This is a genomic window from Streptomyces sp. TRM70350, from assembly GCF_019219825.1.
Taxonomy (GTDB): domain Bacteria; phylum Actinomycetota; class Actinomycetes; order Streptomycetales; family Streptomycetaceae; genus Streptomyces.
Genome location: NZ_JAHUXH010000040.1, coordinates 20,671 through 46,156 on the forward strand (window position 1 = coordinate 20,671; position 25,486 = coordinate 46,156).

24 protein-coding genes and 4 pseudogenes are annotated in these 25,486 nt (G+C 70.4%); 13 read left to right on the top strand and 15 right to left on the bottom strand.

The annotated features are described in order from the left end of the window. Positions 1-407 precede the first annotated feature (407 nt). Both KWI83_RS34255 and KWI83_RS34260 read left to right on the top strand, forming a co-directional pair. Positions 408-1,172: an acetate uptake transporter family protein gene (locus KWI83_RS34255; RefSeq protein ID WP_256363200.1), complete on the top strand. Its 765-nt coding sequence runs from the start codon at positions 408-410 to the stop codon at positions 1,170-1,172. Between the two features lie 121 nt (positions 1,173-1,293). After that, positions 1,294-2,862, top strand: a complete 1,569-nt coding sequence (locus KWI83_RS34260; RefSeq protein WP_256363201.1) for a B12-binding domain-containing radical SAM protein — start codon at positions 1,294-1,296, stop codon at positions 2,860-2,862. A gap of 182 nt (positions 2,863-3,044) precedes the next feature. Here the strand turns inward: KWI83_RS34260 and KWI83_RS34265 are convergent, their stop codons facing one another. Beyond that, positions 3,045-3,617, bottom strand: coding sequence for a vitamin K epoxide reductase family protein (locus KWI83_RS34265; protein WP_218518284.1), 573 nt, complete (start codon positions 3,615-3,617; stop codon positions 3,045-3,047). A 405-nt stretch (positions 3,618-4,022) separates the two neighbouring features. After that, positions 4,023-4,937: a DMT family transporter gene (locus tag KWI83_RS34270; RefSeq protein WP_218518285.1), complete on the bottom strand. Its 915-nt coding sequence runs from the start codon at positions 4,935-4,937 to the stop codon at positions 4,023-4,025. Positions 4,938-5,142: 205 nt separating this feature from the next. Between KWI83_RS34270 and KWI83_RS34275 the strand changes: the two genes are divergently transcribed. After that, the gene (locus KWI83_RS34275; RefSeq protein WP_218518286.1) at positions 5,143-5,349 is read left to right on the top strand and encodes a DUF5133 domain-containing protein; all 207 of its coding nucleotides are present in this window, start codon (positions 5,143-5,145) and stop codon (positions 5,347-5,349) included. A 65-nt stretch (positions 5,350-5,414) separates the two neighbouring features. Here the strand turns inward: KWI83_RS34275 and KWI83_RS34280 are convergent, their stop codons facing one another. After that, positions 5,415-5,570 carry a hypothetical protein gene (locus tag KWI83_RS34280; RefSeq protein WP_256363202.1) on the bottom strand — a complete coding sequence of 52 codons (156 nt, stop codon included), beginning with the start codon at positions 5,568-5,570 and terminating at the stop codon, positions 5,415-5,417. Between the two features lie 215 nt (positions 5,571-5,785). Further along, positions 5,786-6,499, bottom strand: coding sequence for a DUF2993 domain-containing protein (locus KWI83_RS34285; RefSeq protein WP_308122342.1), 714 nt, complete (start codon positions 6,497-6,499; stop codon positions 5,786-5,788). Between the two features lie 251 nt (positions 6,500-6,750). Between KWI83_RS34285 and KWI83_RS34290 the strand changes: the two genes are divergently transcribed. Further along, complete coding sequence (locus tag KWI83_RS34290; RefSeq protein ID WP_218518287.1) at positions 6,751-7,434, top strand: DUF899 family protein; 684 nt, start codon at positions 6,751-6,753, stop codon at positions 7,432-7,434. 76 nt (positions 7,435-7,510) lie between these two features. Here the strand turns inward: KWI83_RS34290 and KWI83_RS34295 are convergent, their stop codons facing one another. The 4 genes and pseudogenes from KWI83_RS34295 to KWI83_RS34310 form a co-directional block, all read right to left on the bottom strand. Then, positions 7,511-7,738 carry a hypothetical protein gene (locus KWI83_RS34295; protein WP_218518288.1) on the bottom strand — a complete coding sequence of 76 codons (228 nt, stop codon included), beginning with the start codon at positions 7,736-7,738 and terminating at the stop codon, positions 7,511-7,513. Positions 7,739-8,408: 670 nt separating this feature from the next. Then, positions 8,409-8,708: pseudogene (locus KWI83_RS34300) on the bottom strand (TerD family protein); the annotation flags it as partial. A 193-nt stretch (positions 8,709-8,901) separates the two neighbouring features. Next, positions 8,902-9,477, bottom strand: a complete 576-nt coding sequence (locus KWI83_RS34305) for a TerD family protein (protein WP_218518289.1) — start codon at positions 9,475-9,477, stop codon at positions 8,902-8,904. Positions 9,478-9,612: 135 nt separating this feature from the next. Beyond that, on the bottom strand, positions 9,613-9,879 hold the full coding sequence (locus KWI83_RS34310) for a GlsB/YeaQ/YmgE family stress response membrane protein (RefSeq protein ID WP_218518290.1): 267 nt from the start codon (positions 9,877-9,879) through the stop codon (positions 9,613-9,615). Positions 9,880-10,061: 182 nt separating this feature from the next. On the opposite strand from KWI83_RS34310, the gene KWI83_RS34315 reads away from it, so the two are divergent. Continuing rightward, positions 10,062-10,451 carry a BlaI/MecI/CopY family transcriptional regulator gene (locus tag KWI83_RS34315; RefSeq protein WP_218518291.1) on the top strand — a complete coding sequence of 130 codons (390 nt, stop codon included), beginning with the start codon at positions 10,062-10,064 and terminating at the stop codon, positions 10,449-10,451. Between the two features lie 6 nt (positions 10,452-10,457). Further along, positions 10,458-11,390, top strand: coding sequence for a M56 family metallopeptidase (locus KWI83_RS34320; RefSeq protein ID WP_218518292.1), 933 nt, complete (start codon positions 10,458-10,460; stop codon positions 11,388-11,390). A gap of 196 nt (positions 11,391-11,586) precedes the next feature. Here the strand turns inward: KWI83_RS34320 and KWI83_RS34325 are convergent, their stop codons facing one another. Beyond that, positions 11,587-12,042: a tellurite resistance TerB family protein gene (locus KWI83_RS34325; protein WP_218518293.1), complete on the bottom strand. Its 456-nt coding sequence runs from the start codon at positions 12,040-12,042 to the stop codon at positions 11,587-11,589. 28 nt (positions 12,043-12,070) lie between these two features. Beyond that, a complete protein-coding gene (locus tag KWI83_RS34330; protein ID WP_218518294.1) occupies positions 12,071-12,322 on the bottom strand; it encodes a hypothetical protein in 252 nt (83 codons plus the stop codon). 85 nt (positions 12,323-12,407) lie between these two features. Here KWI83_RS34330 and KWI83_RS39415 point away from each other — a divergent pair. Then, positions 12,408-12,619: pseudogene (locus tag KWI83_RS39415) on the top strand (ion transporter); the annotation flags it as partial. Between the two features lie 269 nt (positions 12,620-12,888). Beyond that, the gene (locus tag KWI83_RS34335; RefSeq protein ID WP_218518295.1) at positions 12,889-13,152 is read left to right on the top strand and encodes a GlsB/YeaQ/YmgE family stress response membrane protein; all 264 of its coding nucleotides are present in this window, start codon (positions 12,889-12,891) and stop codon (positions 13,150-13,152) included. A 51-nt stretch (positions 13,153-13,203) separates the two neighbouring features. Here the strand turns inward: KWI83_RS34335 and KWI83_RS34340 are convergent. Continuing rightward, a pseudogene (locus KWI83_RS34340) lies at positions 13,204-13,914 on the bottom strand (cation transporter); the annotation flags it as partial. Between the two features lie 61 nt (positions 13,915-13,975). On the opposite strand from KWI83_RS34340, the gene KWI83_RS34345 reads away from it, so the two are divergent. Next, positions 13,976-14,152, top strand: coding sequence for a hypothetical protein (locus KWI83_RS34345; protein ID WP_218518296.1), 177 nt, complete (start codon positions 13,976-13,978; stop codon positions 14,150-14,152). Positions 14,153-14,172: 20 nt separating this feature from the next. On the opposite strand, the pseudogene KWI83_RS40500 reads toward KWI83_RS34345, so the two are convergent. Then, positions 14,173-14,403, bottom strand: a pseudogene (locus tag KWI83_RS40500) (hypothetical protein); the annotation flags it as partial. A gap of 296 nt (positions 14,404-14,699) precedes the next feature. Here KWI83_RS40500 and KWI83_RS34350 point away from each other — a divergent pair. Further along, positions 14,700-15,677, top strand: coding sequence for a TerC family protein (locus KWI83_RS34350; protein ID WP_308122343.1), 978 nt, complete (start codon positions 14,700-14,702; stop codon positions 15,675-15,677). Positions 15,678-15,947: 270 nt separating this feature from the next. Here the strand turns inward: KWI83_RS34350 and KWI83_RS34355 are convergent, their stop codons facing one another. Further along, positions 15,948-17,225 carry a hemolysin family protein gene (locus KWI83_RS34355; RefSeq protein ID WP_218518298.1) on the bottom strand — a complete coding sequence of 426 codons (1,278 nt, stop codon included), beginning with the start codon at positions 17,223-17,225 and terminating at the stop codon, positions 15,948-15,950. 206 nt (positions 17,226-17,431) lie between these two features. Further along, on the bottom strand, positions 17,432-18,787 hold the full coding sequence (locus KWI83_RS34360; protein WP_218518299.1) for an acyltransferase: 1,356 nt from the start codon (positions 18,785-18,787) through the stop codon (positions 17,432-17,434). Positions 18,788-18,916: 129 nt separating this feature from the next. Between KWI83_RS34360 and KWI83_RS34365 the strand changes: the two genes are divergently transcribed. Beyond that, positions 18,917-19,975, top strand: a complete 1,059-nt coding sequence (locus tag KWI83_RS34365) for an AI-2E family transporter (RefSeq protein ID WP_218518300.1) — start codon at positions 18,917-18,919, stop codon at positions 19,973-19,975. A gap of 102 nt (positions 19,976-20,077) precedes the next feature. On the opposite strand, the gene KWI83_RS34370 is transcribed toward KWI83_RS34365, so the two are convergent. Continuing rightward, on the bottom strand, positions 20,078-22,279 hold the full coding sequence (locus KWI83_RS34370) for a PI-PLC domain-containing protein (protein ID WP_218518301.1): 2,202 nt from the start codon (positions 22,277-22,279) through the stop codon (positions 20,078-20,080). 258 nt (positions 22,280-22,537) lie between these two features. On the opposite strand from KWI83_RS34370, the gene nhaA reads away from it, so the two are divergent. Both nhaA and KWI83_RS34380 read left to right on the top strand, forming a co-directional pair. After that, complete coding sequence (nhaA, locus tag KWI83_RS34375; RefSeq protein WP_218518302.1) at positions 22,538-23,746, top strand: Na+/H+ antiporter NhaA; 1,209 nt, start codon at positions 22,538-22,540, stop codon at positions 23,744-23,746. 32 nt (positions 23,747-23,778) lie between these two features. Then, positions 23,779-24,798, top strand: coding sequence for a TerC family protein (locus KWI83_RS34380; protein ID WP_218518312.1), 1,020 nt, complete (start codon positions 23,779-23,781; stop codon positions 24,796-24,798). The last annotated feature ends 688 nt before the right edge of the window (positions 24,799-25,486 follow it).

Below are 25,486 nucleotides of genomic sequence, written 5' to 3' on the forward strand. Positions count from 1 at the left end.
TGCCTGGGCCGCGGGCGCTTCCTGCGGGGCATCTTCGAGCGCGGTATGAAGGTCAACCCGCGCCGCCTCCGGCGAGCCATTCGCCACCGCGTATGAGCATGTGCGCGGGGACCAGGCGCCGGTGCTCGTGGCCGTGGGGCCGATGCAATACGACGGGACAAGGCCCAGCTCGCCCTCTTCCCGGTCCGCTGGCAGGCCAACTGCTACTCCGTCCGAGTGGTGTGTGCATTCCGGATTTTCGTCGGGTGGCGCCGGACAGCGCCTCTCGATGGCTTTCCCAGCCGCGGGCTGACGGCTTCCGCGGGGTCGGCATGTCCCCGGTTCGGCGGCCCGCTCCCGACTTGCACGACGCCGATGGTGGCCAGCAGCCTGGTGATGGCCTGGTCCACTGCCCTGGAGGACGCGCCATGACCTCTCCCGATCACTCCGCGGACCGCTCCGGCGACCGGAACGTCGACGAAGGTGATGACCCAGACGGCTATGAGGCGTGGCGGGCCCGCAGCCGATTGGTGCTCACGCCGGTCGCTGCGCCGTCGATCCTGGGCTGGTTCGCCTTCGGCGCGGCGACGTTCACCGTCGCCTCGAACATGGCCGAGTGGTGGGGGAACAACGTCTTCTCACCGGTGATCCTCGCCCCCTTCGTGATCTTCGTCGGCGGAGTGGCCCAGTTGCTCGCCGCGACATGGGCCTACCGGGCCCGTGACGGCCTGGCGACCGCCATGCACGGCGTCTGGGGTGGGTTCTGGCTCGCCTGGGGCGTGCTCGTGCTGCTGACCGCGAGCGGCACGATGCCGGTCGTGGTGATCAGCGAGGCCGCCTTCGGCTTCTGGTGGATCGCAGCCGCCGTGATCACACTGTTCGGAGCGCTCGCAGCGCTGGGGCAGAACCTGAGCACGTTCCTGACGCTCGTCCTGCTCACCGCCGGGTCCTCGCTGGTCGCGGCCGGCCTGATCGGTAACGTGCCGGGCGTGCGGGTCGCGGCCGGGTGGGTGCTCGTCGCGGCCGGCGCGGCAGCCTTCTACACCGCCGGAGCCCTGCTGCTGGAGCAGTCCCACAGCCGGGTCGTGCTGCCCCTGGGCCGATGGGGCATGCGCGGCAACGTCCCCGGGCACAAGGCGATCCGGGACATCGGATATCCGGACGGGATGCCGGGTGCCAAGCCCGGCCAGTGACAGCCGCGGCGGGCAGAAGCCCAAGGGAACACCCCTTATGCGGACTCCGCCCGCGGTCGCTCCGGCACCCGCGGGCCGAGGGCGCGTACCGAAACGAGTGCCGAGGAGGTGACATCCGGATATGGCACGAGCCCGCAACGTGCTGTGTGTGGCACCGCGCTATGCCACGTCGTTCGGAACGTTCGACCATGCGTTCCACCTGGTGGGAGCTCGTGCGTTCATGCCCCCGCAGGGGCTGCTGGTGATCGCCGCCCGCCTTCCGGCCTCCTGGCGGGTGCGGGTGATCGACGAGAACGTCCGCCCGGTCACGGACGACGACCTGCGCTGGGCCGACGCGGTGTTCGTCACCGGCATGCACGTGCAGCGGGACCGGATCACGCGGCTGCTTGAGCAGGCGCACGCATGGAACCGGGTCACCGTACTGGGCGGCCCGTCGGTCTCCGCTTGCCCCGACTGGTATCCCGAGGCGGACATCCTCCACCTGGGTGAACTCGGCGACGCGACGGACGTCGTGATCGCGCGGGTGGAGCGGGACGTGACCCGCCCCGCGGCGCAGGAGCGGTACCGCACACAGGACCGCCTACCGCTGGACCGGTTCCCCGTCCCCGCATACCGTTCGATCGATCTGCGGGACTACTTCCTGGCAAGCGTGCAGTTCTCCTCCGGCTGCCCGTTCTCCTGCGAGTTCTGCGACATCCCCGCCCTGTACGGACACACGCCGCGCATGAAGACCCCGCAGCAGGTCACCGCCGAACTCGACACCCTGATGGCCTGCGGCAGGCCGCGCTGCGTCTATTTCGTGGACGACAACTTCGTGGCGAACCCACACGCCGCTGCGGCCCTCCTGCCCGAGCTGGTGCGCTGGCAGCAACGCAACGGTTACCCCGTCGTCTTCGCCTGCGAGGCCACGCTCAACATCACCAAGCGGCCCGAGCTGCTGCGGCTGATGCGTCAGGCCCGCTTCACGACCATGTTCGCCGGCGTTGAAAGCCCCGACACCGAGGCCCTGCACGCCCTCAACAAGCGGCAGAACCTGCGCTCACCGGTGCTGGACGCGGTCCGCATGCTCAATGCCCACGGCATCGAAGTGGTTGCGGGCATCATCATCGGCCTGGACACGGACACGCCCACGGCCTACGACCGTCTCATCCAGTTCATCGATGCCAGCGCCATCCCGCTGCTCACCATCAACCTGCTCCACGCCCTGCCCGGCACACCCCTGTGGGACCGGCTGGAGAAGGAGGGCCGGATCCTCGCCGACCCGGGCACAGGCGAGTCGAACGTCGACTTCCTGCTGCCCCACCCCGTGGTGCTCGACGGCTGGCGGCGCACCATCCGTCACGCCTACACCCCGCACCGGCTCTACTCGCGGTTCCAGCACCAGATGCGCCACACCTACCCCAACCGGCTGACAGTCCCGCGCCGCCCCTCCCGGGCAGACCTGCGCCACGGCCTGGAGGTCGTCGGCCGCGCCTTGTGGGAATGCGGGGTACGCGCCCCCTACCGCAGCGAGTTCTGGCGCATGGTCCGATCCGCCGCACCCCACGCTGATGTGGAGGGCTTCGTTCACGCGGCCGTGGTGGGCCACCACTTGATCACCTACGCCCGTGAAGCACTCGCCGGACGCGGGGAGAAAGCCTTCTACGCACCTCCGGGGGTGGGGATCACCACGTCCGAGACTCGGAGGTGAAGGGCGGGCGCACAGGATGAGCGCTCCTCACCCCCTGGGCTCCGGGCGGTCGGACAGCTCCCGGGTCTGCATACCGGCGCCAGAACGTCTGCGGGCCGCTGATCGTGCACCGCCGCCGCAGCGGGCAAGGGAGCCGCCGACGGCGTCCTTCTTGCCTCTCACTCGTGTCGTGTGCCGCCAGGTCAGCCCGTACGGCGCAGGCTCCGCCAGGCAGCGTGCGCTTCTCTCAGGGCGGGCGGGACGGCTGTGGCATGGCAGAGGGCAGCGACCGCGCACCAGGAGCACACGGCCCGGTGCTTGGTCAGCTGCTCGGTGAACAGCACGGCCGCAGCCGCTGCGTCCGCCAGGATCTTGCCTGTCGCGGCCAGCACGAGCCAGGGGCGGTCCCGGTGCCGTCCATGTCCGCCCGCCCCCGTCAGCGCCAGCGTGACGCCCGCGCTGGCCAGCGCGATCGCCGCGTCCGGGGTTCGCAGCAGGGCGTATGCCTCACCCGCGGCGTCGACCCGCTCGGCGTCCAGCCCCGGCAGGGGCGGCTCCGGGAGCCGCTTTACCAGACCGAACTGGTACAGGGCGACCACTCCGTACGCCGCTGACGCGCCCAGATTGAGCGCGGCCACCCTGCGGCGTTCGCTGAGGAAGCCGCCTCGCTTCAGCCGGAGATCGTCACTGACCGTCTCGGCCACCGCAGACGACCCGCGGCCGATCCCGCCGATGGCGCGAACCGCGGCCGCACGGATGGGTCCCTTCCGGTTCATCGCGTCCACTCCTTGGTGAGTCACGGGGAGCCAGGCCGCTGGGGCGTCGAGGGCGCCCACGCTGCCGCCCGGTGAGCGGTTCGCGTCGCTTCCCGGGGTTCTCCCAGGACCGCGCGAGGAAGAACGGCACCAGCAGCAGTCCGAAGATCGGTGGATGGACCAGTCCTTCGACCAACTGGAGCCCGTATACCAGGGGCGATGTGGTCTGCCGTCCCGGCCCGCGTACCCCTCCGGCATGGCTTGAAATGCTGTGCGGCGCCTCGATGAAACCGGACTCGGCGAAGCGCCGCGGCCCACAGGGCTACGCTGATCGACGGCAGCCGAACGCGTGCCTCAGCTGGGAGCCATGGCCGACGCAGCGCGCACCCATCGTTTCGAACAGCGCTCGCGCAGGCGCCCGCCGCGTCATTTCTTCCTCGCTCGTGGCGCTTCGGCGTCGTCCTCACCGCCCGAACCGGCGTCCTCGCGGTGGCCTGCCTCACCGGCGAGCAGCGGAGAGCGCGACAGCACCATCACCGCCGCCGCGGCGGCCGCGGCGGCCAGGACCGCCGGCAGGATGAACAGCCCGCCGCGCACACTCTCCTGGAAGACCAGCACTCCCCACAGGATGGCGACCACCGGATCGGCCATGGTCAGTCCGGGCTGGGTGGCCAGCAACCGGCCCGCGTGCAGAGCCGACTGCAAAAGGAACACCGCACACCCGCCGACGGCGATCATGGCCCACAGCTGCCAGCTGGTGAACAGGGCGACCAGGCCGTGGGAAAAGGCGTTCGTCATGCCCTTCATCAGCGCAGCCGTCAGCCCGAACGCGCATCCCGTGGTCGCCCCCAGGACCGCTGCCCGGCGCGAACCCGACACGCCCCGCGCCCACAGCACACCGACGACGATCACCAGCGCGTTGACTCCGCAGCCGATCAGCCAGCCCGTCCCCGACACGGACGACGTCTTCCCTCTGCCCGGCCCGAGCGCGATGATCAGCCCGGCCACGCCCGCAGCCATCACCGCCGACGCACCCCACTCCCGCCGCCCCATCCGGCCCCCGAGGAGAAACCTGGACACCATCAGCGCCGCAGGCAACTCCAAGGCGAGCAGCGGCTGCACCACGGAGATCCGGCCGGTGCCCAGGGCGGCGGCCTGCAGCAGGAAACTCGCGATGACCGACAGGATCCCGCCCAGCCAGACCGGACGGTGCAGCAGATGCCACACCAGGCGCAAGCTCAGATTGTCCTTACCGGGCTGATCCCGTGCCGCCTTACGCTGTAGGACGGACGCCAGCGCACTGGCCACAGCCGCCAGCACAGCCAGCAGAGGGCTAAGCATGGCGCCAGCCGACGCCGACTACTGGTGACGTCCGCCCGCGCGCGGACCGGGACAGAGACACGGCGACCAAGAGAGCCACCCACCCAGGGTGGCCCATTTATCCCTAATCGCGCTAAATAAAGGACTAATGCGCCTATTGCGTTGATCCCGAGCACCTGGGTACACGTTCCGGTGGTTACGGGAGTCGCGGGAACTGGGGGCACTCATGTTGATGGCGGACCCGGCGGTGCTGCGGAATCTGCTGGAGGAGTACGAGGCGCTGGCCTCCTCGCATACGGAGACCGGCGGAGCGCAGGCGCGGCAGCGCATGGAGGACCTGGCCTACACCCTGTGCGTCTCGACAGGGACAAAAGACGTGGACAGCGCCTTGGCCGCTGCGCGGCAGCAGTTGGAGAGCGCTGCCGGAGGATGAGCACCGGGCAGGTGTTGCTCGCCCCGGGAAGGCGGAGCGCGTCCAGCGGCCGTGCGGCGCCAGGATCAGCAACTCGGCGTCCCGGGCGCGACGACGACCTCGCGTTCGACCCGGCCGGAGCGTTCCCGTCGGGTGCACGGGCGGTCCAGACGCTCGGCGGCGGACTCAAGGAGCCGCAGCGTGACGAACACGATCACCACGGCGGCGGTCGGTACGGCCACCACCGCCTCCGGCCGGCCTCACGGCCGTATCACCGCACATGCCGGCACCAGCACCAGCAGGGCAGCGGACAGCACCTCGGCGAGTGACGCGTTCAGGAGCGATCCTTTCCAGCTCAGGCGGTCACCGCTGCATCGAACGAGGCCAGCCGTGGGCGTGCCTGGACGTGGACACCGGGTGAGGACCGCGCATGGCCAGGTCTCCAGTTTGGGGCACATCAGCCGCCGTAGCGCGACGAGCCGAGTGTCACCTGGTGACCGACGAGGCTGATCTCGATGCCGTCCGCGGTGGCGCGCGCCGCTGTGAAGTTGACGCCCTCCGGGAGACTGACCCGCCAGGCGGTGCCCGCCCGGTCGGCGCCGGGGATGGTCAGGGAGAGTTCTGTGCCCTGCGCCAGGAGCGTCCCCGTGGTGTTCAACGCCGTGCCACCGACCGTGCCCGAGACCTTGACGCGTGCCGCCTGGCCGTTGGATCCCGGTGCCCGGGACACCTGCAGCGGGCCGCCGTTGCCCGTGAGCCGGGTCACCGCGCCGGACAGTTCCTCGTACGAGAGGGTCAGGGTGCCGGTGGCGAGGTTGGCTTCGGCGCTGCGCCCTGTCAGCGACGTGAGCCGCACATCACGCAGGTCCAGGTGGAGCCGGTCGATGTGCAGATAGCCGCCCTGCGTATTGGACGTGGTGTCGATGTAGAACCCGCCCGCGGTCAGCGTCACGTGACCGAAGTCCTGCCCGGCCGCCTGGGTCAGGAACGGAAAGCCCTCGATCGACACGTCCAGGTGGCCGTCGGTGGTGTTGCCGTAGCCGTACTTCTCCTTCGCGAGCTGCGCGGCCTCCTTGTCCGCGTAGTGCACGGCGAGCCGGTCGGCAGCCGTGAACAGCACGGCGAGCACCACCACCGTGATCGCCAGAACCTTCACCCATCGACGTCTCACGCCGATCCCCCGATGCTGTCGTGTGTCGTTGTGGCGGCCTGTGTGGTGGCCGCTCCGGGACGGTATAGGGCCGTTGGACACGAACTCATGTCCGGTTACTCAAAGCTGGGTCAACTTTCCCGGACTTCAGCTCAACTGTCGGCGGACCGTGGAGCCGCCATAGACTCAAAGGAGCGGTTCGGGAACGCAGGAGCGGGGAGCTCGTGATCCGGACCGGCGACCGGGGGGATGGCCACCCCAGGAGGAACGCGATGCTGCGGCACACCAGACTGGCCGACGAATCGGCGGACTACCTCGACGCCCGCGAGGAGCTGCGCCTGGCCGAGATCGACCTCATGCGCCACCGCGAGAAGGTCGCGGCCCAGCGGCGGGCGCTCCCTCAGGGGCCACCCGTCGACGACTACGTCTTCATCGAGGGCCCCGCCGACCTCGACGCCGGCGACACACCGGTCCGCGAGGTCGCTCTGAGCGAGCTGTTCACCGCCACGGACCGCCCGTTGATCGTCTACCACTTCATGTACGGCAAGCTGCAGACCGACCCCTGCCCGATGTGCACCCTTTGGATCGACGGCTTCAACGGAATCGCCCACCACCTCGCCCGCAACGCCGACTTCGCCATCGCTGCGGCCGCCGACGTGCCCACCCTCCGGCAGCACGCCCGCAACCGGGGCTGGCACCGGCTACGGCTCCTGAGCTGCGGTGACAGCACGTTCAAGTACGACCTGGGCAGCGAGGACAAGGACGGCGAACAGGACTCCACCATCTCCGTGTTCACCCGCGACGGCGACGGCACGGTCCGCCATTTCTACTCCGCGCACCCACGCATGGCCGACGACATCGATGAGCGCGGCATCGACCTCCTGACCCCCGTCTGGCACCTCCTCGACCTGACCCCGCAGGGCCGCGACGACTGGTACCCGAGCATCGATTACTGACCGTGAAGGACGCCGTTGACCGCTGGCTCGCGGCGAACCAGATCAGGGGCGGCACAGGATCAGCCGTTGGATGCGATCACGGTCCGGAGCCCTCGGCGGGACTCGGATTGATCGTGTCGAAGTAGACCGTGTCCGTGCCCGGATCGAAGTGGAACGTGCCGGAATAGGTTCCGTTGGTCATCTCGCTGTCGAAGGACTCGCTGCGGACCCACCTTGCGCTCTTGGGCATGAACTGCGTGAGGACACCCGGCGGTTGGTACGGTGCCGCGGGCTGGAAGTCCCGCTGCGGCACCCGCAGGCCCACGACACGAACTGACCCGGCGCGGACACCCGTGAGCCGGAGCCCATTGCAATGCCGAGCCAATCGCCACCGCCGCGCCGAGCGCAAGCACTGCCCGGCGTCCGAAATCTACCGAGCCGCCCATGAGACACCCTCCCCTGCAGTCCTCACGTACAAGGCCCTGATCGTGGCGATCCACTCAGAGCCGCACCCCATCGAACCGAGCAGGTGTGGGCGTTCAGCAGGCGCCCTCGCGCACCGACGCGGACAGCTCGACCCACGGGCGAGTTTGCCTTGGCGCTGCACGGCTCCACCACGAACACCACCGCCTCGGCACCGCCCTCGCACAGCGGCCGATAGTCCACCGGGTCGAAGTCGTTGATCATGTCGGCACCCTGGGTGCTCCCACTGGCAGCCGAACGACGGGCCGTCACCGTGACGCTTCCCGTCCACCTGCGGCCGGAACTGCCCCAGAGGGCGACGAGGTCGAGCGGGAAGTGCGGGAGCGGACGCCTCTCTGAACTGGTGAGCTGATGGCCGTAGTAACGGTGTCGGCCGGTGAACACCAGGGGAGCCGTGATCGGCCCTGGACGTGGTGCTTCAGTCTTGAGTCCCTGATGGCTGCCCGGAGCCTGAAGTTCGGGGTGCGGTGCGGAGGGTCGGGCGGTGTCGGTCGTGTTGCTGTTGCCGGGGGTTACAGGTGGGGTGCGATGGACGGCAGCAGGTCCTGGAAGGTGCGGCCGGTGGCGGGTTCACCGATGGCCTTCATCTGCCAGGTGCCGCCGGTGCGGTGGACCTTCGCCATGATCTGGGCGGTGTGGTGGCCACCGCCGGTGAGGGTGTGGCGGGCGAGTTCGGCGCCGGTGGACTCGTCGACCAGGCGGCAGAAGGCGTTCTGTACCTCGGTGAAGGTCTGGCCGGTGAAGGAGTTGACGGTGAAGACGATCTGGTCGATGTGGGCGGGGACCCGGGCCAGGTCGACGAGGATGCTCTCGTGGTGCAGCATTGCTACGAAGTCCGCTCGGTCCTCGGGGCGCAGGCGGGGCGGGCCGGTCACGTGGTCTCGCTCTCCTGACTGGCTGGGGCGGAAGGCGGTGCACGCCGGCGTCCGCGGACGGCCGCCGTGCGGAAGGCGACCGTCGGGCCCGTCCCCGAGCGGCGGGCCCGACGGCGCGGTCGGTACCAGGTCAGACGTTGACGCCGAAGTCGGCGGCGATGCCGGCCAGTCCGGATGCGTAGCCCTGCCCGACCGCGCGGAACTTCCACTCCGCGCCGTTCCGGTACAGCTCGCCGAAGACCATCGCGGTCTCGGTGGAGGCGTCCTCGGAGAGGTCGTAGCGAGCGATCTCGGCGCCGCCGGCCTGGTTGACGACGCGGATGAAGGCGTTGCGGACCTGGCCGAAGCTCTGGCCGCGGCCCTCGGCGTCGTGGATGGAGACCGGGAACACGATCTTGTCGACCTCGGCGGGCACGGCCGCGAGGTTCACCTTGACGACCTCGTCGTCGCCCTCGCCCTCACCGGTGAGGTTGTCGCCGGTGTGCTCCACCGAACCGTCCGGGCTGGTCAGGTTGTTGTAGAAGACGAAGTGCCGGTCGGACAGGACCTTGCCGGACGCGTCGCACACGAGGGCGGAGGCGTCGAGGTCGTAGTCGGTGCCGGTGGTGGTGCGGACGTCCCAGCCCAGGCCGACCAGGACGGCGGTCAGACCCGGCGCCTCCTTGCTGAGTGAGACGTTGCCGCCCTTGGACAGGGAAACTCCCACTGCGAACTCCTCCTTGGCGTGTGCGGTCGGAGCCCGCTGCACGGGCCCGGACCAATAATCTACATGTCTGTAGAAGATGTGGAAGGGTGACGCGGCCGTGCCGGCGGTGTGATCCGGTCGCTTGGAAGGGTTCGGTCAGTCCCGGGAGTTGCCGAACGGGAGGCGATAGGCGATCGGCAGCACAAGTGTGCCCGCGATGGCCGGGCCCCAGGTCGCGGCATCGAAGAACTCCCGCTGGGCCGGCCGGTCGAGGAGCCTGGCCGACAGCCGGCCGCCCACGAAGGCTCCGGCGATGCCGGTGACGGTCGTGCCGAGGCGGCCGCCCGGGTCGCGTCCGGGCAGGATCGCCTTCGCGCTCGCTCCGGCGAGGAGTCCCAGTACCGGCCATGCGATGACACCCATGTCTCCCGCGCTCCTTCCGGCGGTCCCTGCCTGCGGTGGGGCGTGCCCGGGCAGCTTACCTTCTACACTTTTGTAGAGGCTGTGGTGGTGGGCTGGGGAGGTTCGTCGGGCGGCATTCGGCAGCCCGGGTGTCTATACGATGTCGGGTCGGGAAGCGGGCGGCCGTGGAAGGGAGACGGGGCATGGCGGACGACCGGCGGCGTGCCCGGCGGCGGGGGCAGGGTGAGCTGGAGGCGCAGGTGCTGTCCGCGCTGCGGGAGGCGGACGGTCCGGCGACCGCGGGCTGGGTACAGGAGCGCCTCGGTGGGGATCTCGCCTATACGACCGTGATCACGATTCTGACCCGGTTGCTGGCCAAGGGGGCGGTGACCCGGGAGCGTGCGGGCCGGTCCTTTGCCTGGACGGCGGCTTCGGATCAGGCGGGTCTGGCGGCGCGGAAGATGCGCAGGCTGCTGGATGCCGAGAGTGACCGGGAGGCGGTGCTGGCCAGCTTTCTGACGGGTCTGGGTCCGGATGACGAGCGGCTGCTGCGGGAGTTGCTGGGTCGGTCGCGGGGTGAAGGGGAAGACTGAGGCCTCATGGGGGTGTTCGTCTTTCTGCCGTTGGTGCTGCCGTTGACGGCGTGGCCGGTTGCGCGTCTGGCCGAGCAGCATCTGCATCCGCGTACCGCGACCTGGTTGCTGGCGGGGGTGGCGGGGGTGATGGCGGTGTGCAGCACGGTGTGTCTGGGGCTGGTGATGGTGGTGGGGACGGCGCAGTTGCCGGGTAATCCGTTGCCTGATGGCTGGTCGGATCCGGAGGTGCGTGCGGCGGTGCCGTTCGATGAGGTGGTGGGCAAGGCGGCGATTCCGGCGTTGTGTGGGGTGGTTGTGGCGTGTGGCAGGGTGTTGTGGCGGCATGGCCGGGTGCGTCGCCGGGCGCATCGGGTGCTGGCGGGGGTGCGGGGTGCGCGGGTGGCGGTGTTGCCGGACGAGGTGCCGTATGCGTACGCGTTGCCGGGTGGCGGCGGGGGGCGGGTGGTGGTGACCACGGCGTTGCTGGGCTGTCTGGAGCCGGCTGAGCGGCGGGCGGTGTTCGCTCATGAGCGGGCGCATCTGGCTGCCCGGCATCATCGTTTCCTGCTGGCTGTGCAGCTCGCGGCGCGGGCGAATCCGTTTCTGCGGCCGCTGTGTACGGCGGTGGCGTATACGACGGAGCGGTGGGCGGATGAGGAGGCGGCGCGGGTGGTGGGCAGCCGCCGGACGGTGGCGTGTGCGATCGGCAGGGCGGCGTTGGTGTCCCGGGGGACTGCGGTGGCGACGTTGGCGGGTCTGGCGGCGCCGGGGCCGGTGCCGCGTCGGGTGGCGGCGTTGCTGGGTCCGGCTCCGTTGATGCGTAGCTGGCCGTCGGTGTTCACGTCGGTGGGCTTGGCGGCGTGGGGTGCGGCGGCGGGTACGGCCGTGTCCGCGATGTCGTCGGCGAACTCCGCGGTGACCATGTTCTTCATCCTGCACGCCGCGACACCCCTCTGAGCGGGGATGGGTGCCGGTCAGACCTGGTCCGCCAAGACGGCCAGTCCGACGTCGAGCCCCACGGGCCAGGGCGCAAGCAGGCGACGATCAGCACCAGCCCATCGGCCAGAAGATCACTGTTCCCGTTCCCGGCGATGACGGGGTGCCGGGCCGACGTCGTCGCTGGCGTCCGCCCGGCACAGGTGTCGTAGGGCGATCAGAGGTCGAACTCGTGCGGCGGCAGTTCGAGGATGTGGCACGCCTCGCGGACGACGGCCTGTTCGGTCTTGTCGAAGTCGCCGTCGGCGCCGCCGATGACGATGCCGATCTGGATCACGGCGCGGGCCTCGGCGGGCTTCTTCTTCGCCTTGGCGATCTCCTGCAGCACGCTGACCTTGCCGAAGTCGAAGTCGGCGGTGAGCTTGTCGAGGTTGTCCTCGAAGCGCCGCTGCAGGTCCATGGCGTCGAAGTTCTGCAGTACCTCGTTGCTGGCGATCAGCTGGGCCACGCGGCGCCGCTCGGAGGGGTCGATCGTGCCGTCGGCGGCGGCGACCAGGGCGCACATCGCCATGCTCGCGTCGCGGAAGGCGCCGCTCTTGAGGTCGTTCTTCTTCGCCATCAGCTGGGTCTGCATCGTCGATGCGGACTCCTTGATGCGGTCCCACAGGGCCATGAGAACTCCGTACGTGTCAGGGGTGAGTTCAGACCGAGCCGCTCCGGCAGCGGTCTTCTACGTCGATGTAGAAGTTATCAGCGGGCGGGGAATCGGGGCCCTCCGCCCCCGCTGCCGATGCCGGTCGGCCTTCCTCTTGATCGCCGTGGCCGTGACCGTGCGCATGCGGGTCGGCGTGGTGGCCGTAGGCGGCGTGCTCGTGCTGGACGACCTGCTGGCCCGCCTCCCGCACCCGCAGAGCGGCGTAACGGGAACCCTCAGCGCCGGAAACGGAGTTCATGTCCCGGACACTGCGCGGGCGGGCGCGCTCACTAAGATCGACTGCCGGCGGGACGCACCACATGGCATCCATGTGAGGAACCTCGCGCTGCCGTGCCATGACCGAGGCCCGTTGGTTCGCCCTCTGCGTCTTCGCGCTCATCCTCGCCAACGCCGTCGTCCTGGGCGTGGCCGCGATCCGTGGAACCTCTTCGACGCCGCCGTGGTCCTGTGCGCCTACCTGCCGGTCGTCCGGGAGAACGCCACCGTGCTGCGGTTGCTGCGTCTGGCCCGAGTCCTGCGTGCGGCCCGCTTCCTTGCCCCAGTCGCTCTCTCGACGAAGCCCGGCAGCCGGAGCGGGAGGAGCTGGAGCAGGAAGGCGACGCGCCCGGCCCGGCCGTCACCGAGGCGGCGGACCTGCGTGAGCGGGAGCTGCGTGACCGTATCGCCGTGGCGCGGCGAGCCCTCGACGAGCTGGAGGAAAGCCTGGCACGCCTCCCCGCGCCCTGTGAGCACGCCCTGGATGGGAGTGCTCCTTCTGCATCGGGGCACACCTGACGTGTAGGGATCGTGCGTCGGGAGGCTGTCATGGAGATCTCCGGAATTATCAGCGCCCTCTTGATCGGTGTCGTCATCGGCGTTCTGGGCCGACTCGTCCTGCCGGGCCGCCAGCGCATCGGCGTGCTGTGGACGATCCTCGTCGGTATCGCCGCCGCGTTCGTCGGTACGGGCATCGCTGCCGCCGTCGGTGTCGCGGACACCAGGGGTGTCGACTGGATCGAGCTGGCCTTCCAGGTCGGCCTGGCGGCGCTGGGCGTAGCGGCGCTGGACCGCGCCAAGGCCCGTCGCTGACCGGGCCCGTCGGCCGCCGTCACGGGGAACCTTGTGCGCGGGTCCTGCGCGTCATACGGCCAGCGCGGCGACCGTGATCGCGTAGATCGCGATGAGCAGGATGCCCTCGAAGCCCAGCCTCCACCAGCCGCGCCGCTGCCGTACCAGCAGTCCGCCGAGCAGGACGGCGGTCATCACCAGCGCGCCGGTGGTCAGGAACAGTTGGTCCGGCTGTGCCGCGTGGTACAGGGAGCCGTCCCGGTAGGCCACGTCCCCGATGGCGAGATTGAGTACGTCGAGGCAGTTGCCGCCGACGACAGCCGCGAGGGCCAGGGTCAGTGCGCCGCGCCTGACCGCGGCTACCGCGGTCACCGTCTCGGGCAGGGCGTTGACGATGCCCATGAAGACCGCGCCGACCAGCCCGGCCTTCAAGCCGGTGGCCGCCACCAGACTCTGCGCGGCGTGCGCCACTGCCCAGCCGCCCACCACGACGACGACCGCCACGCCCGCGAACTCCGCCCAGATGCCCGCGGTACGCCGCCGGGAGGACGCGGGGGAGGAGTCGGGGACGTCCGCCACGGTGTCCTCGGTGCGCACGGCGCGCCACAGCGGCCGCTTGGTGGCCCGGATCAGTCGCACTGCCGCGAGGTAGAAGGCGATCAGCACCGCGGAGGCCGGATGCACCCCCAGGACCGTCGCCTCAGGGCCGAGGGAGGCCATGAGCGCGACGCCGAGCAGGGCCACGAGCAGGCAGCCGAACAGCAGGTTCTGTGAGGATGCCGCACCACGGTGACCGGGCAGTGCGCGTGATGGAGTACACGGTCACTTCAGGGTGCTCCTTCCGGTGGCCGGACAGGGCCTCGTCCAGGAGGCGCTCTTCGTGGGCCTGAAGCGTCTCGACGTCACCGGTCGGGTCCACCGGTTCCGCCGGGCGTGCGTCACAGTGCCGTCCACCGCCACCAGCACGGGCCCGTCCCGCGTCGGTCGGTCCCGCACCACCATGACCGGGCCGTGGCTGTGAGCGGCCAGATGGACCGACGTCGAACCCAGCAGCAGCCCCGCGACACCGCCCGAGCCGCGATGGTCCACCATCATCAGCTGCCGCCAGTCCGCGACTCCGCCTCCAGGGCTGTGACCGCCTCGCCCGCGATGTCCGCGTGGTCGGCCGGCACGCCGGGCGCGGCAGCCAGGGCCCAGCGGCGAGCCGCCGGGCGGAACGTGCATGGCGGGCCGGACGAAGGCATGCACCGCACGCGGTCGGACTCCCCTCATCCGCGCCTCTTGCGCCGCGACCTCCACGGCGGCCGGCGCCGAGGGGGAGCCCCGTCGACGCGGGCCACGGCCTGGCACCTTGCTCTCCCAGCCTCGCGCACCGCCGATACGGGTGCCACCGCGGGCCGGTCCCACAACGTGGCTGCAGGCGCGGCTGCGCGTGGCAGTCGGTTTTCGTGGTCGGAGGATCCGCGAGGCATGAGCCCCCGGCGTGTCATGCCTCGTGAGGCACTATGCCGCAGACTCGTGTGAAAGGTCGGCGAATTCCCGGCACCGGCCGCGGGGAGGCTGGCGGCGTGTACGACGTCCCGCTCTGGCTATGGTTGGCGTTCGCCGTGACCGTGGTGGTGTCGCTGACGGTGGACCTGCTCGCCCACCGCACCGCGCATGTCATCCGGTTCAAGGAGGCCGCGGCCTGGAGCGGCCTTTGGGTCGGCCTCGCGCTGCTCTTCGGCGCCGTCGTCTTCGCCGTCCTTGGCACGACGGCGGGAACCGAGTACACCACCGCCTGGCTGCTGGAGAAGAGCCTGTCGGTCGACAACCTCTTCGTCTTCGCCGTGATCTTCGCCTACTTCAAGGTTCCCCGCGCCTACCAGCACCGTGTGCTGTTCTTCGGCGTCATCGGCGCCCTGGTCTTCCGCGCCATCTTCCTCTCCCTCGGGGTGGCCGTCGTCAGCCGCTTCACCGCCGTCCTGTACGCCTTCGCCGCCGCCCTCTTCTACAGCACGTACAAACTCCTCAAAGGAGAGGAGGAGTCCTTCGACCCCGGCAAGAGTTTCGCCGTGAGAGCACTGAGAAAGATCATCCCGGTACGCGACGCGTACGCCGGTGAGAGGTTCTTCGTCAGGGAGGAGGGCAGGCGTGTGGCCACGCCGCTTCTCGCGGTCGTGGCCGCCATCGAGGGGGCCGATCTGATCTTCGCCGTGGACAGTGTTCCCGCCGTGCTCGCCATCAGCGATGACGCCTTCATCGTCTACACCAGCAACGCGTTCGCGATCCTCGGCCTGCGCGCCCTGTACTTCATGCTCTCCGGGCTCCTGGACCGGTTCCACTACCTGAGCGTCGGCCTGGCGATCATCCTCTCCTTCATCGGCGTCAAGCTCGTCCTCCAGGCCTCCCACAAGATCATCAGTCCTGCCGTCCCCGAGATCCCCTCACCGGTGAGCCTGGCCGTCATCGTCGTGGTGCTGGCCGCATCCGTGGGGCTGAGCCTGTTGCGGTCCGCCGGACCCAAGCCCGATCAGCACCCCGGCCCGCCTCCGCCCGGAGCCTGACGAACGCGTCCGCGCCGCACGGGGCCTCGGCGCCTTGTAACAGGACTATCCTTAAAGAATGGGTAAAAAGCAGCATGAGACGGGCCAGCAGGGTGTGCTGGTATGCCCAGTCTGCAAGCAGCGTGTGGACATGGTCGTCAAGCGGCGGCACAAGACACTGGGGGTCTTCGTGCCCGTATGGGCGCCCGGTCCTTGCCGTAATCCCGACTGCCCCGAGTACCTGGAAACCCCCGAGTACACCAGGACGCAGAATGAGCCTTGATGGCTCGGCTACCGACGCGGCGGTCGCAGACGCACGGTCGTGATGGCGTGCCGATGGATGCCGGTGATCTCGACGGACAAGCCCGCGAGGTCGATCTTCTGCCCGGGACGCTGCGGCAGGTTCCCCAATCGGGCCAGGACGAGGCCGGCGATGGTGGTGTAGGGGCCGCGGGCGAGGTCGCCGACGTCGATTCCGAGGTCGGGCAGGTCGTGGAGGGGGAAGCTGCCGGGCAGGACCAGGGACCCATCGCGCTGTGTGTGCACGGTCATCATGTCGCGGTCGGTCTCGTCGTAGATCTCGCCCACGATCTCCTCCAAAAGATCCTCGATGGTCACGATGCCTCCGACGGATCCGTGCTCATCGACGACGACAGCGAACTGCTGGCGGGTTGCCATCAGGCGCCGCAGTGCGTCGGAGACCTTCATGAAGTCGGAGTAGAAGGGCGCGGGGTGGGCGAGGTCGGCGACCGAGGTGCTGTCATCACTGGTGATCAGGTCGCGCAGGTGAACGATGCCGATGACCTCGTCGATGTGACCGCCTCGAAGAACCGGGGCACGCGAGTGCCCGGAGCGGGCCAGATCGAGGCGGGCCTGCGCGGCCGGCATGCCGTCGGGCAGGGTGAACACCGAGCGGCGCGGGATCAGGACGGCACGCAGGGGACGCTCGTGGATTTCCAGGGCGCCGGAGATGATGGTGCGCTGTTCGGTGGTCAGCCCCCGGTGGCTGACGACCATGTCGCGCAGTTCTTCGGGGCTGGGGAGCTGCTCGGCCTTGCGCGGGTTGCCGCCGAGCAGGCGGACGACCAGGTCGGTGGTCCGGCTCAGGGCCCATACGGCCGGACGGGAGACGGTGGCCAGCACGTCCAGGGGCGTGGCTGCCAGCAGCGCCCACCGTTGTGCGTACTGCATGGCCAGACGCTTGGGCGCGAGTTCGCCCGCCACCAGGGTCACAAAGGTCAGGATCAAGGTCACCAGGCCGATCGCCAGCGGCTCGGCGGCCGGCCCGGCGAAGCCCAGGGCGCGCACCAGGGGCTCGGCCAGCGACACCGCTGCGGTCGCCGAGGCCAGGAATCCCGCCAGGGTGATGCCGATCTGGATGGTGGCCAGGAACCGATTGGGGTCCTCCGTCAGGCGCACCAGCCGAGCCGCAGAGGTCCCTCCACCGCGGGCCAGACGTCTCACCTGACTCTCCCGCAGGGAGATCAGCGCGATCTCACTCCCGGCGAACAACGCATTCAGCACGATCAGCGCGGCAACGAGTACGAGGATCAACCAGTAGCCGTCCATAACGCCACAGTGCCATCGGAAGGCGCCTGGCGCCGTGCGCGGCGGCAGCACCCCGCACCGGCGCAGTGGGCGGCGGCGATCTGCTGGGGGATGGATCGGGCGCCCCGACCGAGCGGAAGCACGCCTGCGCTGTGTCCGAGTTCACCCCCGGTGCGCTGTCTCCGTGTTCACCTCCGGGCCGGGCCGACGGAGCGCCTCAGCTGCCGTCAGCCGGTTCGGCGGTGGCCTGCCGCGCGGGCCGCGCGGAGGAGGGCCGCCCCGGCGAGGAAGCAGACCAGGGCTGTGGTCGGCAGTCCGAACGGGCCGCGGTCGGCGGGACCGGCGACGGCCACGCCGAGCAGGCCGAGTACGCAGGCGGCGTAGCCGGCGGTGGTCGCGGTGGCGCGCGGCCTGGACCGGCCCAGTGCCCTCGGCGTCCACCAGGGGCGTGAGGCGACCTCGCCGCGCCGCATGCCGCGCCTTTCGACCCGGCCGAAGACCGCCACCAGCGCGCCGAGCACGATCAACAGGACGGCAAGCCAGGGCAGTTTCCACAGCAGCCAGGCGCCCGTGTCGGTGGGGGGCTGGGGCAGCGGGACCAGGCCGGAGGCGTACGCGGCGGCGGCGACGAGCACGAATGTGCTCATGTGCCACAGCAGCACGGTGAGGATCACGGAGTTGACGGCGATCACGGCCATCCACGGCCCGAGGTGTCGCATCCCCCGGTTCCCGGCGTCGCGCAGCAGCAGGACCAGCCCGAGCTGTGCGGTGGCCAGCGCGAGCAGCGCGAGGGTCGGCGGTGAGAGGTTGCGCAGCGTCGTGCCGGGAATGTCGACCATGCTGACCGGGTAGGGGCCGGCCACGGTGAGCAGCACGGCGACTGCGGCACCGCCCACCAGCAGCGCAACGGCCGCCCTGGGCCGGGCCGGTAGTGTCCCGTCCTGCCAGGCGAAGCCGGTCTGGTGCACCGCCAGCCAGGCGAACAGGTAGTTGCCCTGCTGCAGCGTCGGCGCGTCGAAGGCCAGCCGTGCCACGTCCCCCGCGGCGACCAGTGCCACCAGCGCCAGCGGTACGGCCGGGCCCGCGCGCCGGTGCAGGCGGTGCATCAGTGGCGTGAAGAAGACCACGACGAGGTAGACGAGCAGGAACCACAGCGGGATCGAGGCCAGCCACACCGCCCGTCCTACCTGAGCGGGATCGACGCCCGCCGACCGGGCGACCAGCGCGGCGGTGGCGAGGGTGACCAGCAGCAGGGTCGTCGGCCGTACGAGTCGTGCGCTGCGGTCGAGCAGCCAGTCGGCGGTGTCGCCGCCCCGGCGGGTGTGCGAGGTCAGCGAGGCGGCGTTGGCGAACCCGCCGACCATGAAGAACACCGGCATCACCTGGACCAGCCAGGTGATGGGGCGGCCCCATGGGAGCACTTGCAGGGCGCTGAAGCCGTCCACGCCGTGTGCCCCGTCGGTGACCACGATGACCGTCCAGTGGCCGAGCACCACGATGAGGATGGCGAGCGCCCGCAGCAGGTCGACGTAGCGTTCGCGCTGCGGCGGTGTGCGCTCCGCGAGCTCGCGCAGGCCGGGCATGGGGCCATCATAGGAACGGGCGGCCGACGAAGATCGCAACCAGCCCCGGGCGGCGCACACCGTGGCTGACGGTTGTCACCGGGCGGGCGGGTTGCCCAGGACCGGTGCCGAGGTGCGTACGCTGGGCGCGTGCAGTTGCTTCCGGAGCCTGTTCGTCGGCTTGCCGCCTGGTGTGCCGTGATCCTGTTGGTCGCCGGGGTCGTCTACATCGGGATCCAGGTGTGCGTGGCGCTCCGGCCGGCCGTCGTTCCCGTGCTGCTCGCCCTGCTCGGGACCGCGCTGCTCCTGCCCTTGCACCGGTGGCTGGTGAAGGCGAAGGTCAACCGGTCCGTCGCCGCCGGCCTCACCTGCGCCGCTGTCCTTGCCGTGGTCGGCGGTGCCGGGTACGCGGTCACGGTCGCGCTGGTCGACACCTGGGACCAGATCGTCGCCTCGCTGCGCAGGGCGGTGCGGCAGCTTGCCGATCAGTTCGGTGCGTCCGGCACCACACTGGAGGATCTCGCCGACGATGCCCTGGACCTGCTGGGCAGGTTCGGCGGGACGGCCGCCTCCGGTGTCGTCACCGGGGTCGGCGTCGCCCTCCAGGCTCTGGGCATGGCGGTGCTGGCGCTGCTGCTGGTCTTCTTCTTCCTGCGCGACTCCGACCGGGCCGCCAACACCCTGCGCTCGCTCGTCCCGCGCGGCGGCGCCGATACCGTCGAGGCGATGGCCCGGCGGGCTTTCGAGGGCGTCGAGGGGTTCATGCGGGGCACCACCGTGGTGGCGCTCATCGACGCGGTCTTCATCACCGCCGGCCTGCTGATCCTGCGTGTGCCGGGTGCCCTCGGGCTGGGCGCGATCGTCTTCATCGGCGCCTACGTCCCCTACCTCGGCGCCTTCGTCTCCGGGACCGCGGCCGTGCTGGTGGCGCTCGCCGACCGAGGGCTCGTCATCGCGCTGTGGGTGCTCGGGGTGGTGCTGGTGGTCCAGATGCTGGAGGGCAACATCCTCCAGCCGATGGTCCAGAGCCGGACCGTGCGGATGCATCCCGCGGTGATCCTGGTGGCGCTCACCGCGGGCGCGTCCGTGGCCGGGATCGTCGGAGTGCTCCTGGCGGTACCGGCCACCGCCGCCGCCTTCGGAGTCGTCCACGAGCTGCGCACACGCTACGCGCCGTCCGGGGAGCCGCCGCCCACTGCGGGGCCCTGACGCGGAGCTGTCTGCGGACCCATGGAGGTCGAACGCCTGGTCGCCCGCGTCCGGCAGTGGGAAGCGTGGTGCCGTAGCCCTTTCGGCGCCCCGCCCACTGCTTCACCGGGTTGCCGTTGCGTCGTCGTCCTGGAGGCGTTCGGTGTTGAGGGCGTCCACGGCAGCGCGTGCGTCTCCGATCGTCGCGTAGTCCACGGCGACGAAGTTGACTGGCCTGCCGCGTTGCCGTTCGCAGGCGTGGGCCCGGTTCAGCACGTACTCGCGGGAGTTGATGGTGCCGGCGTCCAGTCGCCGTCCGCCGTCGGCCGTGATGAAGTGGTTGAGCAGGAACAGCCGTTTGCCGGTGCCGCCGCGGTGGGGAGTGCAGGTCATCTCCGCGGGGCTGCGGAAGGCGAACGGCGTCTCCATGCCGTACCGGTAGAAGTTGCGGTACCACGGTGCCGGCCCGTCCGCCTTCTCCGCGAAGACGACGAGGCGCCTGCCGCTGTCGATCATGTCCTTCATCGTCGGCCACGCGTGGTGGGGGTCCTCGCCCGGTTTGTACAGCAAGTCCGCAAGTCCTGCCTGTTCGAAGGCGCTCCGGGTCTCCCGCGGGGTGATCCCGTCCTGCACGATCAGGGTGACGACCTCTGTGGGGTGGGTGCGCAACCAGTCGCCGATCTGCCGCAGTGCGGGGGCCAGTTCGAGGGCGCCGGCGCCGCAGACCGAGTGGCACAGCCACAGCCCCGGACGGTGCGGGTTCACCCGGGCCAGGGCCCGGGTGAGTTGCCGACGCAGTTTCGGGGAGAAGTCGGAGGTGGCCAGGCGGTTCGCGACCTGCTCCGGCCGCTCCCATCGGTGGGTGTCGATGAGCAGGGCGCGCACGCCGATGTTCAACTGGCCGACGATGTCGGGGTCCTGGAGGGGGCCGATGAACCGGTCCGCCGTCGTGGCCATCGCATTGTGCGCCGCGAGCTGGGCGATCTCGTCGTAGCGGACGTCGCACAGCCGGGAACTGCCCTGGCAGACGCGGGGGGCCGGGCCGGTCATCGCCACCGGGGCCAGCATCGTCCCGACGAGCGCGGACGCCGACACGACAGCGGTCAGGACCAGACGCTGGCGTGGCTCGATGCGGATGCGCACGGTGGGCCGGGTCTGCCAGGCCCAGCCGAGGCTGACCAGCAGCGCTCCGGCGGCCAGCAGGATCAACGCGACGACGGTGGCGGTGGTCAGCAGCCGGTCGACAGCGGTGGCCTGGATGTCCTCGAAGAGACGTGCCGCTGTCGGGGGCCAGGAGGACGGCGGGCGGTACGGTGAGTCGCCCACCGTGACGCGGATGACGAGCACCGCCAGTGCGGTCAGCGTCGCGGCAGCGGCCAGGGCCCAGCCCAGCGGAATCAGCCGACGCGGGGTAGGCCGCGGGGAGACGGACCACAGCAGGATCAGCGCGGCGGCCCCGAGCACGGCGGCGGCCGGTTCCACCACCTCCTGGAACAGACGCGTGACGGACCGTGCCCGGTGTGCCTGCGCCGGCACGTCACCCGAGGGAGCGAGATCGGTGGTGATCACCCAGGTACGTCCCCCCGCATCCCGCAGCAGCTCCGCGGCCGCCGCCTGCACCCGCTCGGAGACGGCGACCGGAGCGACGGCTGCCAGTGCCGAGGCCACGTCCCCGCTGACCAGGGCCGCTTCGACCTCGGACCGGAGCCCGGAACGTTCCGCCTCCGGCACCAGATGCAACAGCACGGTCGTCGCCGCGATCGCCTGGTCCTGGGAGAGCGCCAGCGACGGCAGCGCCCCGGCCGGGGCATCGCCCGCGACCACACGCGCCGCAACGTCGGACAAGCGCGCTGTGAAGACCTCGAAGTCGGGTTCGGAGCGCTGCTGCAGCGAGGCGACGGCATCGGCGAAGTAGACCTGGCTGAGGCGCTCGATGTTCGCCACGAGCGGCCCGAGGTCGACCATGAGGCGGAGCCTGGCGCGGTCTCCCTCCAGGTAGTGGACCACCTCGGTGATCTGCCGGTCACCCATGGCCCGCAAGGTCTCCGGCGGAATCACGACCTTGATGTTCGAGGTGACGGTGGACTGGGGGACGGGCAGCAGGCCCAGCAGATCACGGAGTGTCGGAGTGAGCTGCGGGTCCACCAGCACCTCGTCGTAGACCCTCTGGTAGGCCCGCTCCTCGTCGAGTACCCGGCCATGGAAACCGGGGTCCAGTACGGTGCTCCGCACCACGGCAGCGGCGGCCAGCACGGTCAGGCTCAGCACGGCCACGGTCCAGACCAGGTGCTGGATCCACGGCGGGTGGCGAACTGGTCCGTCCATGGCCCCATTCTCGATGCGCCTGGCGAGAAGCCGCCCGACGAGGAAGCGTTCTATATGTCGCGTCGAGCACTTGTAGACCCACTTGTCGGGATCGGCGACGTCCGGACGCTTCCGGCCGGGTCCCCGTCCGGTGGGGTGCGGCTGCGCCCACGGCCGATCTCTGTGAGAGTCGAGGCGAGCCGTGTGCATAGACGTCCCGAGCGGCATGATGAGGGCGGACAGGAGGGTGACTGGAGCGTGGCCGGTCCGATCAGACGTGTGGCGGCTGCCGTCGCTTCGCCGCTGCGGGCGTTCCTGCACGCGGAGAGCGCGGGCGGGATCGTCCTGGTCGTTGCCGCGGTGATTGCGCTGGTGTGGGCGAACAGCCCGGCGGCGGACGGCTACGCCCAGTTCTGGCAGCAGGAGGTCAGCCTCGGCGGCGGCGAGGCGAGGGTGACCCACGACCTGCGGCACTGGGTCAACGACGGCCTGATGGTCCTGTTCTTCTTCGTCATCGGCCTGGAGATCAAACGCGAGCTGGTCGTGGGGGAGCTGCATGACCGTCGCGCCGCGACGCTGCCCGCGCTGGCCGCCGTCGGCGGCGTCGTGGTCCCGGCGCTGACGTACGTGGCCATCGCCGGTGGTGGGGAAGCGGGGCGCGGGTGGGGCATTCCGATGGCCACCGACATCGCCTTCGCTGTCGGGATCCTGGCGCTGCTGGGCCGCCGCGCCTCCAGCGGGGCGAAGCTGTTCCTGCTCAGCGTGGCCATCGTCGACGACATCCTGGCCATCGGCGTCATCGCGATCTTCTACACCGAACGCGTCACCCTCGGGTGGCTGGCCGGCGCGGTGGCCGGGCTGCTGGTCGCCGCCGGTATGCGACGGCTCGGGGTGAGCTCGCCCTGGGCATATGTCCCCGTCGGCGTGCTGGTCTGGTTCGCGACCCTGGAGTCCGGGGTGCACGCCACCATCGCCGGGGTCGCGCTCGGACTGCTCACCCCCGCCCGGCCCGTGGCCGGGCGCGACGTCCTGGACGACCTGGAGCGCTCCCTGCACCCGGTCAGCGCGTTCCTGGTGGTTCCGGTCTTCGCCCTGGCCAACGCCGGGGTCGACCTGCGCGGCGGCGTGCTCGGCGACGCCTTCGGCCGGCCGGTGACGTGGGCGATCATGGCCGGTCTCGTCCTCGGCAAGATCGTCGGCATCGGTGGGGTGACCTACCTGGTGCGCCGCCTGGGTTGGGGAGCCCTGCCCGCGGACATGCACCACCGTGAGATTCTCGGTGCCGCCGCGCTGGGGGGCATCGGGTTCACCGTCTCGCTGTTCATCACCGACCTCGCCTTCACCGACGCCGCCCTGGTCGCCCAGGCCAAGGTCGGTATCCTCACCGCCTCCACCGTCGCCGCCCTGGCCGGAGCGGTGCTGCTGCTCACCTCCCCGGCGGGCACCGGCGCCACCACCACGTCGCCCCGCCGCACGACGACCGACTGAGACCGACCCGGAAACCGAATGGAGGACCGGTGCTGGACATCAGCGCACTGACCTGGGCCGTCACCATCGGCCTGATCCTCGCCCTGCTGGCCGTCGATTTGATCCTGGCCGCCGTACGCCCGCACCGGGTGGGCTTCGGCGAGGCCACCGCATGGTCGGTGTTCTACATCCTCGTCGCCATCGGCTTCGGCCTCTGGTTCGCGGCCCGGTACGGCGGCGAGTTCGGCACCGAGTACTTCGCCGGTTACATCGTGGAGAAGAGCCTGTCGGTCGACAATCTGTTCGTCTTCGTGATCATCATGACCACCTTCGCCGTGCCGGCGGAACACCAGCACAAGGTGCTCACCTTCGGCATCGTGCTCGCCCTGGTCATGCGTGCGATCTTCATCGTGCTCGGCGCCACTCTGCTGGCGCTGTTCTCGTTCATGTTCCTGCTGTTCGGCCTGCTGCTGATCTACACGGCCGTGCAGTTGTTCCGGCACCGTGACGAGGATCCCGACATCGAGGACAACGTCATGGTCAAGGCCGCCCGCCGGCTCCTGCCGGTCACCGACGACTACGTCGGCGGCAGGCTCACCACCCGCGTCGACGGGCGCCGGATGGTCACCCCGCTGTTCATCGTCCTGCTCGCCATCGGCAGCATCGACCTGCTCTTCGCGCTCGACTCCATCCCCGCGGTGTTCGGCGTCACCCAGGAGCCCTACATCGTCTTCGTCGCCAACGCCTTCGCCCTGCTCGGCCTGCGCGCCCTGTTCTTCCTCGTCAAGGGGCTGCTGGACCGGCTGGTGTATCTGTCCGCCGGGCTGGCGCTGATCCTCGCGTTCATCGGCGTCAAGCTCATCCTGCACTGGGCGCACGTCGACGTGCACGAGGCGGTCCCCGAGATTCCCACCCCGCTCAGCCTCGCCGTGATCGCCGCCGTGCTCGCCGTCGTCACTGTGGCAAGCCTGATCAAGACCAGGCAGGACCCGACCGCCAAGGCCCACCCCGGCTCACTGCGCGCACATCCCCCGAAACGCGAGGACTCCGACCAGGAAGCCGACGCCCGCTGAACCGCGCTGGTTGCCGATGCAGGCCCTGGGGCGCGAGACAGGCCCGCCCGGCGTGGCGGCTGCCGCGGTTCGCCGCCGGGCGGGCCTGCGCCACGCGGTGCGTACACGGAGCCGTGCGGGCACTGGTAGGTGCCACCGGGAGTGCTTCCACGGCAACCGCGGGCAACGCGATCTCCGCCCCGTCCTCCGCGTCACCGCTTGGCGCTTCTCCGGCGCGGTCCCCGGCGGTCGCCGGTGTCAATGCGCACAGACAGGTTGCCCAGCGTCGACCATGGGTGCTTGATGCGATACATGCGACATGCGATCACGCCGACCATGGCGGTACACCCGGCGGAGGTCAGCGCCGCCCGTTCGGCGTGTCCGGGCCGGAGTCATGGCCTGGTGGCGAGGACCTCCAGGGGCCTGCGGCGTGACGGTCTCCGGGCTGCCCGCGCCCCGGCTCCGGGTCGGCCGTGCCGTCCCCGCGTACACCGGCGCCGTCGGACCTGGCCCGCACGGTGAACTGCGGCCTGCGCCACGGCCGCGGGGAACGGCGGCGTCGCTGCGGCCCACCCTGTGCGGCGGGGCGGGCCTGCCTCCGGCCACGGTGGCCGTACGCGCGGTGGGTCCCTGATGACGGGCCGGTCACCCGGCCCTCCGAGCGCCGCCGCGTGGCATGCCCTCGGCTTGGTCCGCGCAGCAGTGAAGC